This window comes from Marinibacterium profundimaris, from assembly GCF_002210095.1.
Taxonomy (GTDB): domain Bacteria; phylum Pseudomonadota; class Alphaproteobacteria; order Rhodobacterales; family Rhodobacteraceae; genus Marinibacterium; species Marinibacterium profundimaris.
This window is the reverse complement of record NZ_AQQR01000026.1, coordinates 1-17,144: the sequence shown is the minus strand read 5'-3', so window position 1 is coordinate 17,144 and position 17,144 is coordinate 1. Positions and strand designations below refer to the sequence as shown.

Below are 17,144 nucleotides of genomic sequence, written 5' to 3'. Positions count from 1 at the left end.
CAGTACGCGACTACTGGCGCTCCAGAAACGTATCCACCCGGCGCTTGACCGCGCCGTTGCGGACGCTGAGGAAATCGAGCTCCAGCCCGCTATCGGCCAGCGTCCGGTTGAATTCCTGGATCTCGTAGCCGCCTTCGTCATCCACGAAAAGCGAGAAGACCGTCATCGTGTCGTCGATGATGCGGGCCCAGACGTAGGGCTCGCCCTTCATCGGGTCCATCTGCACGTCATGGCCGAACATGTTCTTGCGCATCGCCGCGGCAAAGACGTCGTCGCGGTCGCTGGGCACGAAATTGATCGAATAGGCCGCTTCCTTCACCCGGCCGTCGGCGCGGTAGGTGATCGTGGTCCAGTCCACCCGGAAGCCTTCCTTGGTCTCCGTGATCTCGACCGACAGGTCGCGCTGGTGAATATCCTCGCCCGCGGCAATCTCGGCCTCTCCGGTGTAGGAGCCCACGAAATCCGAAACCTCGGCCGCCATCGCAGCCGATGCGCCGCAGGCCGCCAGGGCCATGGCTGCGGCCAGGCGCCGGGCCGACGCCAGGGGGGCGATCCAAAGCTGCATCCGTGTTTCTCCTCTCAGGTCGCGTGGCGGGGTCTCCACTTATATAAGTGTCTGTTCTCCCCGGGGCGAACTCAAGGGGTTTCTTCGGACACCCATCCGCTTGCCGGCCCCGCCGTCCCGGCCGCCGGTGGCCCGCTGCGGCGGAAGTGTCAGATTGCCTATGGGCCGATGCGCCGCTAAACCGCCAGTAACGTGTTCACGCGAAGGGAGCGCCCGATGTCCGAGACCCGCACCGAAACCGATAGCTTTGGCCCGCTGGAAGTTCCGACCGACAAGTACTGGGGCGCACAGACCCAGCGGTCGATCATGAACTTCCCGATCGGATGGGAGAAGCAGCCGGTGCCGATCATCCGCGCCCTCGGCGTGGTCAAGAAGGCCTGTGCCCAGGCCAACCTGGAGCTGGGAACGATCGACAGGCAAGTCGGCGAGGCCATCGTCGCCGCCGCCGGAGAGGTGATCGACGGGAAGTTCGACGACAACTTCCCGCTTGTCGTCTGGCAGACCGGCTCCGGCACCCAGTCGAACATGAACGCGAACGAGGTGATCTCGAACCGCGCGATCGAGATGCTGGGCGGCGAGATGGGCTCGAAAAGCCCGGTGCACCCCAACGACCATTGCAACATGGGGCAGTCGTCGAACGACACCTTCCCCACGGCGATGCACGTGGGTATCGCCATGCAGGCGCGCGACGTGCTGCTGCCGGGACTGAAGAAACTGCATGCCGCGCTGGCCGCCAAGTCGGATGAATTCAAGGACATCATCAAGATCGGCCGCACTCACACCCAGGATGCGACGCCGCTGACGCTGGGCCAGGAATTCGGCGGCTACGCCCACCAGGTCGCCAAGGGGATCGAACGGGTCGAAGCCTGCCTCGGCGATATCTACGAGCTGGCGCAGGGCGGCACCGCCGTCGGCACCGGGCTGAACACGAAACCCGGCTGGGCCGAGATGGTCGCCAGGAACATGGCCGAGATCACCGACCTGCCCTTCGTCACCGCCCCCAACAAGTTCGAGGCGCTGGCCGCCCATGACGCGATGGTGATGTTCTCCGGCGCGCTGAAGACGGTGGCCGCCTCGCTCTTCAAGATCGCCAACGACATCCGCCTGCTGGGCTCCGGCCCCCGCTCGGGACTGGGCGAGCTGATCCTGCCGGAAAACGAACCCGGCTCCTCGATCATGCCCGGCAAGGTGAACCCGACACAGGCCGAGGCGCTGACCATGGTCTGCGCCCATGTGATGGGCAACGACGCCGCCGTGGGCTTTGCCGGAAGCCAGGGCCATTTCGAGCTGAACGTCTACAACCCGATGATGAGCTACAACGTGCTGCAATCCATGCAGCTGCTGGGCGACAGTGCCTCGGCCTTCACCGACAACATGGTGTCGGGGATCCAGGCCAACGAGGCGCGGATCGAGAAGCTGATGAAGGAAAGCCTGATGCTGGTGACGGCGCTGGCCCCCACCATCGGCTACGACAACGCGACCAAGGTGGCCAAGACGGCGCACAAGAACGGCACCACGCTGAAGGAAGAAGCGATCGCACTCGGCTTCGTCGACGAGGAAACCTTCGACCGCGTCGTGCGCCCGGAGGACATGATCGGGCCCAAGGCGTGAGCAAGCCGGTCAACCTGAACAGGGTCCGGAAAGACAAGGCGCGGGCCGATGCAAAGGCCCGCGCCGACCAGAACGCGGTGAAATTCGGCCGGACCAGGGCCGAGAAGGACCGCGCAAAGGCCGAAGCCGAGCGCGCCAGCCGGCGCCTCGACGGCCACAAGTCCGACGAATGAGCCCGCCGAAGAAGCGGTCGCTGACATTGCGCGGGCACCGCACCAGCGTCTCGCTCGAAGACGAGTTCTGGGCCGCCTTCCGCGAGATCGCCGCCGAGGAGGGCCGCCCGCTCAACGCGCTGGCAGCCGAGATCGACGCCGAGCGCGACCTGGACACCGGCCTCGCCTCGGCGATCCGGCTGTTCGTGCTGCGGCGGTTAAGGGCCCGTTAACCTCGATCTTGCACTCTGCCGGCATGAACACCATGCCGCATCACCTTCCGCCCGATCTCTGGATGCAACGGATCTTCGATGCCAAGGCCGCGCGCCAGGGCCAGGTCGTGCGCCGTTCGCTTCGGGACCTGGAAAGGGTTGTCGGCCGGGCCGCCTTTGAACAGGAACTGCGCCGCCGGGGCTATCACGCCGTGCTCAACGGAGACCAGGTTGTCATCTTCTGCAACAACGACCCGGTCCGAATCTGGCTCTGACCAGGCCGGGCACACCAAAAGTTTCTCTGAAACTTTTGCCAAAACTTTCAGGGAAAGTTTTACTCTCCCCGCTCCCTGACCTCCAGCCAGATCCCGTCCCGCGACCGCACCGTCAGATGCGCCACCGGCACCGGAACCTTGTCCGCCACCGGCCTGACCTCGAACCGCGCCATCAAGCGGGCGAGGATCAGCACACCCTCGATCATCGCGAACCCTGCCCCGGTACAGACCCGCGCGCCGGCGGAAAACGGGATGAAGGCTTCGCGCCCGCATTGCCGTCCGTTCTCCGTCCGCCAGCGCGCCGGATCGAACCCATCGGGATCCTCCCAGAGCCGATTGTGCCGGTGCAGATGCCAGGGGCTCAGCACCAGCTGCGCCCCTTTCGGCACCTCCCGGTCCCTGAACCGCTCACAGCCCGTCGCCTCGCGCACCATCATCGGCACCGGCGGATACAGACGCAGCGCCTCGCGGAACACGTCCCGCGTCACCCGCGACCGCGACACCGCGGCGAACTCCCAGGTCTCGATGCCCCGCGCCTCCTGTGCCACCTTTTCCTGCCAGTCGGGGAAGAGCGCCAGCAGATAGAGCGCCCAGCCCAGGGCCGAGGCACTGGTTTCGTGCCCCGCGAGGAAGAAGATCGCCACCTGGTCCACCATTTCGGCCGTATCGAACCCCTCGCCGGTCTCGGGATCCACCGTCGTCATGATCTTGGTCGCGAGGTCGTCCGGCGCGCGGCCCGCCGCGATCTCGGCCTGCCGCGCCTCGGTCAGCCCGGTGATCAGAGCCCGGATCGACCGCGCCGTGGCCCGCGACTGACGCGAGAAGAAGCGCGGCACCCAGCGCGGGACGGGCACGAAAGCCGCAAGGTTCAGGATCGGCTGGCTGCGCTGGTAGGCGCGGAATTCCTCGAAGACCTGCGCCGCCACCGCGTGATCGATCGGGATCGAGAAGAGCGTGCGGAAGATCACGTCGGCCGCGGCATGGCTGGTGATCTCCTCGATCTCGACCGGGCTGCCGTCCGCCTTGTCCGCCAGCGCCGCCTCGGCCCGCTCCGCCGCCGCAAGCATCGCGGGAAAGGTATCCTTCAGCCGCCCGCCTTCGAAGGCCGGGTCGATGATGCGTCTCTGCCGCTCCCATGTCGCGCCGTTGGTCAGGAAGACCGAGTTGCCCAGCAGCGGCCGCAGCCCCTCGCCCACGCGGTTCGATTTCGGGAAATCCATCGGCCGCGCCTTGAGGATCTCGGCCACAAGCTCCGGCTGGTTGACCAGGAACGACCGGAAGAAGGGCGTCCGGAACTCCGCCATCCAGGCGCGGTAAAGCCGCTCGGGCTGGGCCGAAAGGATATCGCGCCGGAACAGCCGCGCATACCGCAAGAGCGACACCCGGTCGGGCCGCGCGGCGGGCTTGGGCGGGATCATGGCGCCACCGAGGTATAGCGCGAGATCGGCGTTTCGATCCGCGAGGCCGAGGGCGCACGTCCCGCGTAGCGGTCGGCGAGGGTCAGCGGACCGGCGGTAATCCGGAAGTAATCGTAATCGCCGGGCCGGTCGAAGGAATGCAGGTACTGGAAATGCAGCCGGTGAAAGCGCCAGCGCAGCGCCGCCCATTGGGCCGGCGACAGGGTCTGCGTGAAGGCGGCCGACACCACCAAAGGCCAGCGCTTGCGCCCGGGCGCCACGCCGCTGACCGCCACCGGGTCGCAAAGCGCAAAGGCGCAGCCATCGCCTGGCGCCGTCACATCGACCCATGTGAGTTCCTCCCGCTGGCTGAGATAGCGCAGATCGCCCCTCAGCCGGTCCGCCCGGGGCAGGAAGGAGACCATCGGCACCACCTGCCCCAGCGACAGCAGCGCCAGCGCCGGTCCCTCCGCGGGCACGCGCCCCTCGCGGATCAGGTCGGCCAGCATCGTCACCGCCAGATGCGCGCCCGAGGAATGGCCGACCACCAAAACCTCGTCCACCTCCTCTGCCAGCGCCCCGGCCACCAGGTCCCCGAACGCGGCCAGCCGGTCCGACAGCGGCCCGGGGATCGCCCCGTCACGCTGCGCGGAATAGGCGAAATCGTGCATCAGGTAGAAGACGAAGGTCCGGCCATCCAGCGCCCGCGCCCCCCGCAGCACCAGCGCCGCCACGGCCAGCCCCGGCAGCCAGCCCAAAGCCACGCCCCAGCCACCGGCCAGCCCGGCCAGGGTCGCGCCCACGGCCCAGCCCGCCAGCCCCGCCACCGCGAGGTAAAGCATCAACATCCCCACCGGATAAAGCGCGGCGATCATCGGCCCCTTGCGCAGGCGCATCAGTCGGAAGAAGGCGCCGCTGCCGATATAGCTCCAGGCGGTCCGCGCCAGCTGGCCGTAGGTCGCCGGGATCGACCTCGACATCGAGGCCCTGACGATATCGGACCAGACCAGCACGTCGATCTCCGCCTGCACCTCGGCGCCGTCCATCCGGCCCGTAACGCTCCAGCCATAGCGCCCCTCGCCTGCGCTGCGCGGCGCGATCGACAGCTCATAGCCGGACACAGCCGCCTGCTCCGCGCCCTCCCGCCGATAGATTTCGCGGTACTTGCGCGGAGGGATCGGATCGTAGCCCGGAATATAGAACACCCGGCGGCGCCTGACCGCATGGGTAGGGGGACTGCTCATCTGGGACCTCTTTGACCCTACCCTAGCAGCCTATCGTGGTGGGATCATGGTCGGATTAAGGCCGACCAGTCAGCCGTGTCAGCCCAGCATCGCAAGGCCCGGGAAGGTCTCCAGCAGCCAGTAGGAGAAGCGCGAGAAGCCGCCCGTCAGCATCAGCAGGCCGACGGTCCAGAGCAACAGGCCCATGACACGCTCGATCTGTTCCATGTGGCGCTTCATCCAGCCCATCAGCCCGCCAAGGCGCGGCAGGTAGGCCGCGACCAGCAGGAAGGGCACGCCAAGGCCCATGGCATAGACCGCCAGCAGCGCGGTGCCCCGCGTGACAGAGGCCTCGGACGCCGCCAGCGACAGGATCGCGCCCAGCTGCGGACCGATGCAGGGGGTCCAGCCGAAGGCGAAGGCCAGGCCCAGCACATAGGCCCCGAAGGACGACCCGCCCCGGTCGCCGACGTCGATCCGCGCCTCGCGGTCAAGAAAGCCGATCCGGTAGACGCCGACGAAATGCGCGCCGAACCCCATCACCAGAAGGCCCGCGATGGTGTTGAACCAGCCCTGGTAGGCCAGAAAGACCGACCCGATGGCCGAGGCCGCGAAGCCCAGGAACAGGAACACCGTCGACAGGCCCAGAACAAAAAACACCGCCGGCAGCAGCGCCGGGTTCCGCTCGCGCTGGTCCGAGCTCAGCTCATTCACCGAAACCCCGCTCATATAGGCGAGGTACGGCGGCACGATGGGCAGCACGCAGGGCGACAGAAAGCTGATAAGCCCCGCGAAAAGGGCGATGGCCATGGCCGGCAGAAGGGCCGCGTCGATGATATCCAGTCCGAACATGACTTTCGCTTAGGGCATTCCGCGCAGGCAGTCACGCGCCGAGAGGTCACATCCCCGTGGACAGCGGCGCTGCCCGGGCCTATCTGAAGGGACATGACCGAGATCAGCGAAACGCTCGACGCCCGGGGCCTGCTGTGCCCCCTGCCCGTCCTCAAGGCCCGCAAGCGGCTGCAGGCGCTGCCCGAGGGCGCGGTGCTGCAGATCTGGGCCGATGATCCGGCGGCGGTGATCGACGTGCCGCATTTCTGCCGGGAGGCCGGGCATGGCCTGCTGGGGCAGGAAGACCGGGACGAGATGCAGATCTACCTGGTGCGCAAGGGCGGCTAGGCCGCGCGCCCGGCTCGGGGCCGGCCGAACGCTCCGCCGAAAGGACCCCAGAAAGGTCTCCCAAACGAAAAAGGCGCGGCCGAAGCCGCGCCCTGTTTCATTCACGCTGTCTTTATCACGATCCCATGGACCACCAGCCGCGCCGCTTGGGCTTCGGCGGTTGTTCAGGATCGGGCTCTGCCGTGGCCTCGGCCGCGACGGATTCCGGTTCCTTTTCGGCGGGCTCTTCGCGCGTGTCGTCCGATACCGTCGCGGACGGAGCCTGCTCGGTGGCGGCCGTCTCGGTCGGGGCCTCCTCGGTGGCGGTCCCTTCGACCGGCGCGTCCTCGCTGACGACCGCCTCTGCCGGGGCCTCGGCCACGGCTTCCAGGACCGGGGCTTCGTCTGCCGGCACCGGCGCCTCAAGCTCGCTCACCGCGTCCAGTTCGGGCGCGACGGGCTCCTCAACGGGCGCGGCGGCCATCGGCTCGGCCTCGCCCTCGGGGGCAAAGGCCGGCTGCGGCGCAACTTCGTCATCCGGCGCGACAGGCAGGTCCAGTTCGGCCGGAGCGGCCTCTTCGGCGGTGCCGTCGGCGGTTGCAAGCTCGGCTGCCGGCGCTTCCTCGGGCGTGTCCGCCACGGGGGTCTCGGCCGCTGTCACAGGCGCCTCGGCCGGGGTCTCGCCCGAGCTGTCGGCTTCGGACGCGGTGGCCGCATCCGATCCGCTTGTCCCGGGGCTGCTCTTGGCCTTGTCGCCGCCTTCGTCCGACCCGGTGTCGGAGCCGTTGTCCGAGCCATTGTCCGAACCGTTCTCGGACCCGTTCTCGCCCGAGCCGCTGCCCGAGGACTTGCTCGACTTCCGCCGACGCCGCCGGCGCCGCTTCTTCGGCTTCGGCGTGTCCTCGTCGCTCTCGGGCGTTTCGGATTTCTCAACGGGCGCGGGCGCTTCGTCCTCGACCGGGGTCTCGACGCTGTCCTCTTCCGTCTCGTCCTCGGCGTCCGCGTCGATCATGTCCATGATCGAACTGTCGGCCGAAACCACCGGGGCGGTCGCCACGGGGACGGCACGCGTCGCGGTCTTGAAGCGTTCGAGCGAGAAATCCGGGCTTACCAGATGCGGATCGCCTTCCAGGCGCACGGACAGGCCGTAGCGCTGTTCGATCTGGGCGACATGTTCGCGCTTCTGGTTCATCAGGAAGTTGGCGATGCCCACCGGGCATTTCACCAGCACCTCGCGCGAGCGGCGGCGCACGCCTTCCTCTTCGACCTGGCGCAGGATCGACAGCGCCATGTTGTCGTCCGACCGGATCAGGCCGGTGCCGTGGCAGGCCGGGCACGGCTGTGTCGTCGCCTCGATCATGCCCGGGCGCAGGCGCTGGCGCGACATCTCCATCAGGCCGAAGCCCGAGATGCGCCCCACCTGGATGCGCGCGCGGTCGGTCTTGAGCCGGTCCTTCATCCGCTTCTCGACGGCGGCGTTGTTCTTGCGCTCGTCCATGTCGATGAAGTCGATGACGATCAGCCCGGCCAGGTCACGCAGGCGCAGCTGGCGGGCCACCTCGTCGGCGGCCTCCAGGTTGGTCTTCAGCGCGGTTTCCTCGATCGAACCTTCCTTGGTGGCCCGGCCGGAGTTGACGTCGATGGCCACGAGCGCCTCGGTCACGCCGATCACGATGTAGCCGCCGGATTTCAGCTGCACCGTCGGGTTGAACATGCCGCCCAGGTAGCTTTCGACCTGGTAGCGGGCGAAGAGCGGCATGGTCTCGTCGTAGCGTTTCACGTTCTTGGCGTGGGACGGCATGATCATCTTCATGAAGTCCTTGGCCACGCGGTAGCCGCGCTCGCCCTCGACCAGGACCTCGTCGATCTCGCGAGAATACAGGTCGCGGATCGAGCGTTTGATCAGGTCGCCCTCTTCGTAGATCTTGGCCGGCGCGATGGATTTCAGCGTCAGCTCGCGGATCTGTTCCCAGAGCCGCTGCAGGTATTCGTAATCGCGCTTGATCTCGGTCTTGGTGCGCTTGGCGCCGGCGGTCCGGATGATCAGGCCCGCGCCGGTGGGCACATCGATCTCGGTCGCGATTTCCTTGAGCTTCTTGCGGTCGGCGGCGCTGGTGATCTTGCGCGAGATGCCGCCGCCACGGGCGGTGTTGGGCATCAGCACGCAGTAGCGACCGGCGAGCGACAGATAAGTGGTCAGCGCGGCGCCCTTGTTGCCGCGCTCTTCCTTGACGACCTGCACCAGAAGGATCTGGCGGACCTTGATGACTTCCTGGATCTTGTAGCGGCGCGGACGCGGCTTGCGCGGCGGACGGATGTCCTCGCTGTCGTCTTCCTCGGCGACGGATTCGATGGTGTCGTCGCGCGCGGAGGCGTCGTCACGGGTATCCGTGTCATCGTCCTTGTCGGACTCGTCGTCGCCGTCCTGGTCGCCGTCGTCGTCCGCGCTGTCGTCCTCGGCGCTGTCGACCTCGGCGTCACCCTCGTCCGAGCTGTTGTCGGCGGTCTCGTCCTGCGCGGCCTCGGCCGTCGCGACGGGTGCGTCTGCCCCCTCGTCCGTCTCTTGCGAGTCGGCCTCGGTGCCTTCGGTCGCGGTCGTTTCGGTCCCGGTATCCTCGACCAGCGTGCTGGCCTCGGTTTCCGTGGTTTCCTCGTCCGTGCCGAGATCGATCGTCTCCATGCCGCTGATTTCGCCGGTTTCGACCTCCTTGGTCTCTACCGGGTCATTGGACTTGGTCCGGGCCGCCCTGGTCGAAGAGCTGGATTTCGACCGCGAGCTCGAGCTGCGCGAGCGGGAGGACTTCTTCTTGTCCTCCTCTTCGTCACGGGCGCGCATCGACTCGGCGTAGGCGCGCTCTTCTTCCATCAGCGCCTCGCGGTCGGCGACCGGGATCTGGTAGTAATCCGGATGGATCTCGGCAAAGGCGAGGAAGCCATGCCGGTTTCCGCCGTAATCGACGAAGGCCGCCTGAAGCGACGGTTCGACCCGCGTTACCTTTGCGAGATAGATGTTTCCAGCGAGCTGGCGCTTGTTTTCGGATTCAAAATCGAATTCCTCGACCTTGTTTCCTTCCACCACCACGACGCGGGTTTCCTCCGCGTGGGTGGCGTCGATGAGCATCTTCTTTGCCATATATCCTTGGTGCACACCGAAAGGCGCGCAGTTCTCGGTGGAACGGCGCGCGGATCGGTCTGTCTTGTCAGGGCGATGGTGTACACGGCGCGGCGCCGGGCAGGTGTCCCAGTGGGATGCCCAGTGGCCTGTCCTCTCGGCTGTCGCGCGCGCGTCATCGCGGTTCTTCTCCGACAGGTCGGCCCATCGGCCGCCTGCCCATTCTTTGCCCGAGTGCCGGGGAGTGCCCGGTTTCGGACGGTTCGCTGGCTCTCTGGAGAGCCGGTATCGGCCTGCCCGGTCCTCCTGCCGGCGTGGGCGCGCGGCAGGGCTCGGGCAGCGAATCTCAATGGTGCGGATGCGCCACCGCCCAGCAGGGCACAATCCGTCAGGTCATCTTACGACCCGGACGGCCGCAATGACAATGCAGAAAACGTGCTCCCTTCAAGGAAATCACGCATCGGACCGCGACATTTACGCAGAATTCGCCGTAAATCGGGGGCGAATACCGCGAAAACCGGGGTTTGCGGCGCCGGAAAAGAGCGCATCGGTCGCCGCCCCTCGCAAAGGGCAGCCCGCGATTGTCGGGGTGGGTGGGCGGGAGACGATCGCGGGCTGCCCGGGTCCCTCCCCCGCGCCCGGGGTTCAGCCGAGGTAATCGGCCCGCTGCAACCCGTATTTCGCCATCTTCTCGTTCAGCGTCCGCCGCGGCAGGCAAAGCTCGTCCATCACCGCGGAAATCGAGCCCTTGTGACGCCGCATCGTGTTGTCGATCAGCATCCGCTCGAACGCCTCGACATATTCCTTCAGAGGCTTGCCCTCGGTCGTCACCACCGGCTGCATCTCCTCGTGGTCCGACATCAGCAGCGACGAGATCGTCCCCGTTCCCCGCCGCGATTGCAGCACGGCGCGTTCCGCCACGTTGATCAGCTGGCGCACGTTGCCCGGCCAGGGCGCCTGCAGGAACTGCGCCGCCTCCTGGGCCGAGACCTTGGGCGCGTCGCAGCCGTATTCGTCGGCGAAGCCCTCGGTGAAATGGGTGAAAAGCTGCAGGATGTCCTCGCCCCGCTGGCGCAGCGGCGGCACGATGATGCGCAGCGCGGCCAGCCGGAAGAACAGGTCGGGGCGCAGCGCATCCTCGCAGGTGCGCCCGGCCTCCTGCATGTTGGAGATCGCGATGATCCGCGTCTCGGCCGGTTCGCCCTGCTGGTTGATCGTCGCCAGCAGCTTGCCCTGCACCGTGGGGCCGATGCTTTCGATCCCTTCCAGCACCAGCGTCCCGCCGCGCGCCTGTTCGATCGCCGGCAGGTGTTCGTCCTCGGGCTGCATCGGCCCGAAAAGCCGCTTGGCCAGCGCCTCGTCCTCGTAGGCGGCACAGCTGACCAGCACGAATTTCTTCGCCGCGCGGCTCGCCACCGCATGCAGCGCGTGGGCGATCAGCGTCTTGCCGGTCCCGGTCTCGCCCTCGATCAGCACGTGACCGTCGGACTGGCCGAGATCCAGGATATCCTCGCGCAGCCGCTCCATCACCGGCGAATTGCCGATCAGCTTCGACATCAGCTGCGTGCCATCCGACAGCTCGCGCCGCAGGGCGCGGTTGTCCAGCGTCAGCCGACGGGCCCGGGTGGCGCGCTTGGCCAGCTCCGACATGCGGTCGGGGTTGAAGGGCTTTTCGAGAAAGTCGAAGGCGCCGACCCGCATCGCCTCGACCGCCATGGGCACATCGCCATGGCCGGTGATCATGATGACCGGCAGCGTGCTGTCGGTGCCCATCAGCTTTTTCAGGAACTGCATCCCGTCCATGCCCGGCATCTTGATGTCCGAAATCACGATCCCCGGGTAATCCGGGTTCAGGCTTTTCAGCGCGTCCTCGGCGCTGGAAAAGGTTTCGGTGTCATAGCCCGACAGCGCCAGCCACTGGCTGATCGACTGGCGCATGTCCTGTTCGTCGTCGATGATCGCGATCTTCATGGCCTGTGCCATAGCGGGATCCCTTTCTTGTTCTTGTTCAGCTCATTCCGCGGCGTCGCGCGTCGGTTCGTATATCGGCAGTTGCACGTCGAAGACGGCCCCGCCGGATTGTCCGTTCCGTGCCGTCAGGCGTCCGCCCAGGTCGCCCACGATCCCGGACGAGATCGCAAGGCCCAGCCCCACCCCGTCGCCCGGCTGCTTGGTGGTGTAGAAGGGCTCGAACAGCTGGTCCGGGTCGGCGATCCCGTGGCCATTGTCGCGCACCGACAGGCGCGCGGTCTCGCCCTTGGCCAGCAGGATCTCGATCTCCGGATCATCCACGGATTTGGTGGCGTCGATGGCATTGCGCAAGAGGTTGATCATCACCTGCTCGATCCGCACGCGGTCGGCCAGCACGATGACCGGCTCTCCGGGCAGCACCTGGGTGATGCGCACCTGGCGCTGGCGCAGCTGCGGTTCCATCATCGACAGGGACGAGGCCAGCGCCTCGATCAGGTTCACCGGCGACAGCGCGTCGCCCCCCTTGCGGGCATAGGATTTCAGCTGCCGGGTGATGGCGCCCATGCGCTCGATCAGCCCGTCGATCCGCTTGAAGGCGGCCAGCGCCTCCTCGGGCCGGTTGCGGTTCAGCAGCAGCCGCGCGCCCGCCAGATAGGTCTTCATCGCCGCCAGAGGCTGGTTCAGCTCGTGGCTCACCGCCGCCGACATCTCGCCCAGGGCGGCCAGTTTCGAACTTTGCGCCAGCGTCTGCTCGGTCACCGCAAGCGTTTCCTGCACGCGTTCCCTCTCGGCGATCTCGCGCTGCAGCCGCGTGTTCAGCGCGCGAAGCTCCACCGATTCCCTCTGGAACAGCATCATCCGGAAGGCGGTGCGCCGGCTCAGCGCGTAGAAGACCAGCGACAGCAGGATCGCAAAGCCCATGATCTCAAGCGCCAGCACCCCGTTCACCTTCTCGCGGACCGAGGCATAGGTGGTAAACGACGCCATACGCCACCCGCGGAACGGGATGCGGGTTTCCATCCGCATCACCCCCTCGCCCAGCACGTAGGTCTCGGGCGCCATCGGGATCCAGTCGGCCGTGGCCCGGATCGCGCGCTCGATCGCGCTCTGTGGCGGCTCGCGCGACATCGCCTCTTCTTCCGACAGGCCCCACCAGCGGCTTTCGGTGGCCAGCACGATGGTGCCCGCGCTGTCGGTCACGATCACCGCGTCCGAGATCCCGGCCCAAGCGCGTTCGAACTTGCGCAGGTCGACCTCGACAAGGATCACGCCCATGACGTTGGTGCCGCTCTCGACCCTGCGGGAGTACAGGAACCGGTAGCCCCCCGCCTCGCGCGGGATGGTGGAGAAGATCGTCGCATCCGCCCGCATCGCGTCCACGAAATACGAGGCATTGCGCAGCTGCGTGCCCAGCTGCTCGCGGTCGGTGGCGGCAACGATCCGCCCGTCGCGGTCCAGCAGCTGCAGCGAGGCGACGCCGATCTCGTCCTTGAACGAGATCAGGCGCTGCGAGGAATTGGTGTAATCCGACGAATTCAGCGCCCCGATCAGCGCCGGATCACGCGACAGAAGCTGCGGCACGATCGCGTTGCGCCGCAGCTCTGACAGCAGGTTGCCCGAATACAGGGCCAGCCGCAGCTCGGCCCGGTTGCGCGTGGCCGAGGTGAAGCGTTCCGTCAGAAGGGAATTGGTGACCCAGACGGTCACAACGGCCAGCGCGAACAGGCCCAGCAGCACCGCGCGCACGCGCCACGTGATGTGGCCCGGACGCGCCCAGCGGTTGCCATTGCGGTCGGGATCGGCCTCGTTCGTCATGCGAACAAGGTACGCGGGCGCTGTCCCGGGCTCAAGTCAGGCGCTTTCCAGCATCCCGGTCAATGCGCGGAAGAGCGCCGCCCCGTCCGCGCCACCCAGCGCCGCGTCGGCCGCGCGCTCGGGGTGCGGCATCATGCCCAGAACCCGGCGGTTGGGCGACAGGATCCCGGCGATGTCGCGCTGCGACCCGTTCGGGTTGTCGGTGTAGCGGAAGGCCACCAGGTCCTCGCCCTCCAGCCGGTCGAGCGTGTCGGCATCGGCAAAGTAGTTGCCGTCGTGATGCGCGATCGGGATCGTGATCTCCTGCCCCGCATTGTAGCCCTCGGTATAGGCCGAGTTCGAGGTCACGACCTCAAGCCCCACGTTCCGGCAGATGTAATGCTGGTTCACGTTGCGCAGCAGGGCGCCGGGCAGCAGCTTCGTCTCGGCCAGGACCTGGAAGCCGTTGCAGATGCCCAGCACGTAGCCGCCGCGTTCCGCGTGGCCGGCGACGGCCTTGCAGATCGGCGAATTGGCCGCGATGGCGCCGCAGCGCAGGTAATCCCCGAACGAGAACCCGCCGGGCACGCCGACGACGTCCACACCCTCGGGCAGCGCGGTGTCCTTGTGCCAGACCATCTCGACCTCGGCGCCCGCGTCGCGGAACGCCACGGCCAGGTCGCGGTCACAGTTCGATCCGGGAAAGACGACAACCGCGGCCTTCATCACAGAACCTCGATCCGGTAGCTTTCGATGACCGTGTTGGCGAGCAGCTTTTCGCACATCTCGCCGATCTGCGCCTCGTCCGTGCCGGGCGCGACATCCAGTTCGATCACCTTGCCCTGCCGGGCCCCGGTGACCCCGTCGAAGCCAAGAGAACCCAGCGCCTGGCGGATCGCCTCGCCCTGCGGATCCAGGACACCTTCCTTCAGCATCACGGTGACACGCGCCTTCATCGGCCGATCCTCTTCTTGCAAGCTCAGTTGATAAGCGTGGGCTTCGTCGTGCCCGAATTCTTCGGCATCACGCCAAGGCGCCGGGCGACTTCGGAATAGGCATCGCTCAGGTTGCCCAGGTCGCGGCGGAACACGTCCTTGTCCAGCTTCTGCCCGGTCTCGATGTCCCACAGCCGGCAGCTGTCGGGCGAGATCTCGTCGGCGACCACCAGGCGCTGGAAATCGCCGTCATAGACGCGCCCGACCTCGATCTTGAAATCCACCAGCCGGATGCCCACCGCCAGCATCACGCCGGACATGAAATCGTTGACCCGCAGCGCCAGGCTCAGCACGTCGTCCATGTCCTGCTGGGTGGCCCAGCCGAAGGCGGCGATATGTTCCTCGGTGACCAGCGGATCGCCAAGCGCATCGTCCTTGTAGCAATATTCGACGATCGGGCGCGGCAGCTGCGTCCCCTCGGCGATGCCAAGGCGTTGCGTCATCGAACCGGCGGCATAGTTGCGCACGATGATCTCCAGCGGGATGATCTCGCACGAGCGCACCAGCTGTTCGCGCATGTTCAGCCGCTTCAGGAAGTGGGTCGGCACGCCGATCTGATTCAGGCCGGTCATGAAGAATTCGCTCAGGCGGTTGTTCAGGACCCCCTTGCCTTCGATCACGTCCTTCTTCTGGGCGTTGAACGCGGTGGCGTCATCCTTGAAATACTGGACAAGCGTCCCCGGTTCGGGGCCTTCATAGAGAATCTTCGCCTTGCCTTCGTAAATCTTCTTGCGACGCGCCATGTCCGGCCTTTCGGGAAACGAGGGAAGCGGGGCAGGCCCCGCGCAATCATGCGCTCTCATACGCGAAGGGCCCGATGGTCGCAAGCGAACCGGAAAGGCTTGATCCCCGAAAGGCGGACCGGCATACCACCGTTAACCTAATGCCCTGCCAGAGGAGCGCCAAATGAGCACCTTCGATGATCGCGAACACGCATTCGAAGCCAAGTTTGCCCATGACGAGGAAATGATTTTCCGGGCCGTGGCCCGCCGCAACAAGCTGACCGGTCTCTGGGCGGCCGAGCTGCTGGGCAAGACCGGCGACGATGCGCTGGAATATGCCAAGTCGGTCGTGATCGCCGATTTCGAGGAAGCCGGCCACGAGGATGTCGTGCGCAAGCTGGCCGCCGACCTGGGCGACAAGGCCGATGCCGACACGATCCGCGCCAAGATGGCCGAGCTGCTGCCCGTCGCCAAGGCCGAGATCATGAAAGAGGTCGACTGACCCGGACCGGATCCGAACCGACCTGGAGGCCGCGCTGACGGATCCCCGCCGTGACCCGATCTCACGGCCCTCACCAAACGGGTGCGCCGCCACAGGCGCCCCCTGCCCTGTTCACAAGGCCCCGTGACCTGACTCCGTTGCCCAGGCCTTCACCCAAGGCCCGCCCTGTCCCGGCGACATCCCCGCGCAGGCGGACCTTCAGGCAGAGCATCCGGTGCCCCGCCGCCGCGCCCCTTCCGGCTTCGCAAAGCCCATATGGCTCAGCCGGTTCCACGGAACGCGGCCGCCGGACCGGCCACTAACATGAGCCGAACCTCATCATCTAGATGAGCATTATCGATTTGCGGTCATGTCGGGTTCGTGAAATGCCCAAATCGACCGACGGCTTCCATGGGTGTTTTGCATGTCCACGACCTTCTCCGATCTCCTCGCCTCCAAGGGTGTTCTGCTGGCCGATGGCGCCACGGGCACGAACCTCTTCAACATGGGGCTCTCCTCGGGCGAGGCGCCGGAACTGTGGAACATCGACGAACCGGCCAAGATCACCGCGCTCTACAAGGGCGCCGTGGATGCCGGATCCGACCTGTTCCTGACCAACACCTTCGGCGGCAACGCCTCGCGGCTGAAGCTGCACGACGCGCAGAAGCGCGTGCGCGAGCTGAACATCGCCGGCGCCGAGCTGGGCCGCAACCTGGCCGACAAGCAGGACCGCAAGGTGATCGTGGCCGGCTCGGTCGGCCCCACGGGCGACATCATGCAGCCGGTCGGAGACCTGTCGCACGAGCTGGCGGTCGAGATGTTCCACGAACAGGCCGACGGGCTGAAGGAGGGCGGCGTCGACGTGCTCTGGGTCGAGACGATCTCGGCCCCCGAGGAATTCCGCGCCGCGGCCGAGGCCTTTGCGCTGGTCGGCATGCCCTGGTGCGGCACGATGAGCTTCGACACCGCCGGGCGCACCATGATGGGCGTGACATCCGAGGCGATGGTTGCGCTGATTTCGGATTTCGATCCCGCCCCGCAGGCCTTCGGTGCCAATTGCGGCGTCGGTGCCTCGGACCTGTTGCGCACGGTGCTGGGCTTCACCTCGCAGAACCCGCCGGTGCCGGTGATCGCCAAGGGCAACGCCGGGATCCCGAAATATGTCGACGGCCACATCCATTACGACGGCACGCCCGAGCTGATGGCGAAATACGCCATGCTGGCGCGCGATTGCGGCGCCAGCGTGATCGGCGGCTGCTGCGGCACCACGCCCGACCACCTGCGCGCCATGCGCGAGGCGCTGGACACCACCGAGAAGGGCGAGACGCCCTCGCTTGAGACCATCGCTGGGACGCTGGGCGGGTTCTCCTCGGACAGCGACGGGACCGGCGACGACAACGGCCCCACGCGGGAACGGCGCGGGCGTCGGCGGCGCGCCTAGAGCCTCAGACCTTTAACCTGAGACATATCCGGCAG

General features: G+C 66.8%; 17 protein-coding genes. 7 read left to right on the top strand and 10 right to left on the bottom strand.

Annotated elements, in window-relative coordinates:
• Positions 1–10: 10 nt before the first annotated feature.
• Positions 11–565 (bottom strand): hypothetical protein, encoded by a 555-nt coding sequence (locus ATO3_RS25605; RefSeq protein WP_233152318.1) that lies wholly within the window; start codon positions 563–565, stop codon positions 11–13.
• A 216-nt stretch (positions 566–781) separates the two neighbouring features.
• Between ATO3_RS25605 and fumC the strand changes: the two genes are divergently transcribed.
• Genes fumC through ATO3_RS25585 form a run of 4 tightly spaced genes read left to right on the top strand, consistent with a single transcriptional unit; the run spans position 782 to position 2,815 of the window.
• A complete protein-coding gene (gene fumC, locus ATO3_RS25600; RefSeq protein ID WP_088652718.1) occupies positions 782–2,176 on the top strand; it encodes a class II fumarate hydratase in 1,395 nt (464 codons plus the stop codon).
• Positions 2,173–2,349, top strand: a complete 177-nt coding sequence (locus tag ATO3_RS25595; RefSeq protein WP_088652717.1) for a DUF4169 family protein — start codon at positions 2,173–2,175, stop codon at positions 2,347–2,349. Before fumC ends, ATO3_RS25595 begins: the two co-directional genes overlap by 4 nt.
• Positions 2,346–2,561, top strand: a complete 216-nt coding sequence (locus ATO3_RS25590; protein ID WP_088652716.1) for a ribbon-helix-helix domain-containing protein — start codon at positions 2,346–2,348, stop codon at positions 2,559–2,561. The genes ATO3_RS25595 and ATO3_RS25590 overlap by 4 nt, the downstream gene beginning before the upstream one ends.
• Before the next feature lie 32 nt (positions 2,562–2,593).
• Entirely contained in the window at positions 2,594–2,815 is a 222-nt protein-coding gene (locus ATO3_RS25585) for an N-(5'-phosphoribosyl)anthranilate isomerase (protein WP_233152317.1), read from the top strand.
• Between the two features lie 59 nt (positions 2,816–2,874).
• On the opposite strand, the gene ATO3_RS25580 is transcribed toward ATO3_RS25585, so the two are convergent.
• From ATO3_RS25580 to ATO3_RS25570, 3 genes are all read right to left on the bottom strand, one after another.
• Positions 2,875–4,233 (bottom strand): cytochrome P450, encoded by a 1,359-nt coding sequence (locus ATO3_RS25580; RefSeq protein ID WP_088652714.1) that lies wholly within the window; start codon positions 4,231–4,233, stop codon positions 2,875–2,877.
• A complete protein-coding gene (locus ATO3_RS25575; protein ID WP_088652713.1) occupies positions 4,230–5,456 on the bottom strand; it encodes a hypothetical protein in 1,227 nt (408 codons plus the stop codon). Before ATO3_RS25575 ends, ATO3_RS25580 begins: the two co-directional genes overlap by 4 nt.
• Before the next feature lie 78 nt (positions 5,457–5,534).
• Positions 5,535–6,287: a cytochrome c biogenesis CcdA family protein gene (locus ATO3_RS25570; RefSeq protein ID WP_088652712.1), complete on the bottom strand. Its 753-nt coding sequence runs from the start codon at positions 6,285–6,287 to the stop codon at positions 5,535–5,537.
• A 93-nt stretch (positions 6,288–6,380) separates the two neighbouring features.
• Here ATO3_RS25570 and ATO3_RS25565 point away from each other — a divergent pair, with 93 nt between their 5' ends.
• The gene (locus ATO3_RS25565) at positions 6,381–6,614 is read left to right on the top strand and encodes a sulfurtransferase TusA family protein (protein ID WP_088652711.1); all 234 of its coding nucleotides are present in this window, start codon (positions 6,381–6,383) and stop codon (positions 6,612–6,614) included.
• Positions 6,615–6,729: 115 nt separating this feature from the next.
• Here the strand turns inward: ATO3_RS25565 and ATO3_RS25560 are convergent, their stop codons facing one another.
• The 6 genes from ATO3_RS25560 to purC all read right to left on the bottom strand — a co-directional run bounded on the left by ATO3_RS25560 (position 6,730) and on the right by purC (position 15,208).
• Positions 6,730–9,726 carry a ribonuclease E/G gene (locus ATO3_RS25560; protein WP_088652710.1) on the bottom strand — a complete coding sequence of 999 codons (2,997 nt, stop codon included), beginning with the start codon at positions 9,724–9,726 and terminating at the stop codon, positions 6,730–6,732.
• A gap of 624 nt (positions 9,727–10,350) precedes the next feature.
• Positions 10,351–11,688: a sigma-54-dependent transcriptional regulator gene (locus ATO3_RS25555; RefSeq protein ID WP_088652709.1), complete on the bottom strand. Its 1,338-nt coding sequence runs from the start codon at positions 11,686–11,688 to the stop codon at positions 10,351–10,353.
• Between the two features lie 30 nt (positions 11,689–11,718).
• A complete protein-coding gene (locus ATO3_RS25550; RefSeq protein ID WP_088652708.1) occupies positions 11,719–13,491 on the bottom strand; it encodes a sensor histidine kinase in 1,773 nt (590 codons plus the stop codon).
• 36 nt (positions 13,492–13,527) lie between these two features.
• Positions 13,528–14,196, bottom strand: a complete 669-nt coding sequence (gene purQ / locus ATO3_RS25545; RefSeq protein ID WP_088652707.1) for a phosphoribosylformylglycinamidine synthase subunit PurQ — start codon at positions 14,194–14,196, stop codon at positions 13,528–13,530.
• Positions 14,196–14,426: a phosphoribosylformylglycinamidine synthase subunit PurS gene (gene purS / locus ATO3_RS25540; protein WP_088652706.1), complete on the bottom strand. Its 231-nt coding sequence runs from the start codon at positions 14,424–14,426 to the stop codon at positions 14,196–14,198. The genes purQ and purS overlap by 1 nt, the downstream gene beginning before the upstream one ends.
• 23 nt (positions 14,427–14,449) lie before the next feature.
• Complete coding sequence (gene purC / locus ATO3_RS25535) at positions 14,450–15,208, bottom strand: phosphoribosylaminoimidazolesuccinocarboxamide synthase (protein WP_088652705.1); 759 nt, start codon at positions 15,206–15,208, stop codon at positions 14,450–14,452.
• Between the two features lie 163 nt (positions 15,209–15,371).
• Here purC and ATO3_RS25530 point away from each other — a divergent pair, with 163 nt between their 5' ends.
• Together ATO3_RS25530 and bmt are read left to right on the top strand one after the other, a co-directional pair.
• Positions 15,372–15,689, top strand: a complete 318-nt coding sequence (locus ATO3_RS25530) for a DUF1476 domain-containing protein (RefSeq protein WP_088652704.1) — start codon at positions 15,372–15,374, stop codon at positions 15,687–15,689.
• Between the two features lie 403 nt (positions 15,690–16,092).
• Entirely contained in the window at positions 16,093–17,109 is a 1,017-nt protein-coding gene (gene bmt, locus ATO3_RS25525) for a betaine--homocysteine S-methyltransferase (protein WP_088652703.1), read from the top strand.
• The last annotated feature ends 35 nt before the right edge of the window (positions 17,110–17,144 follow it).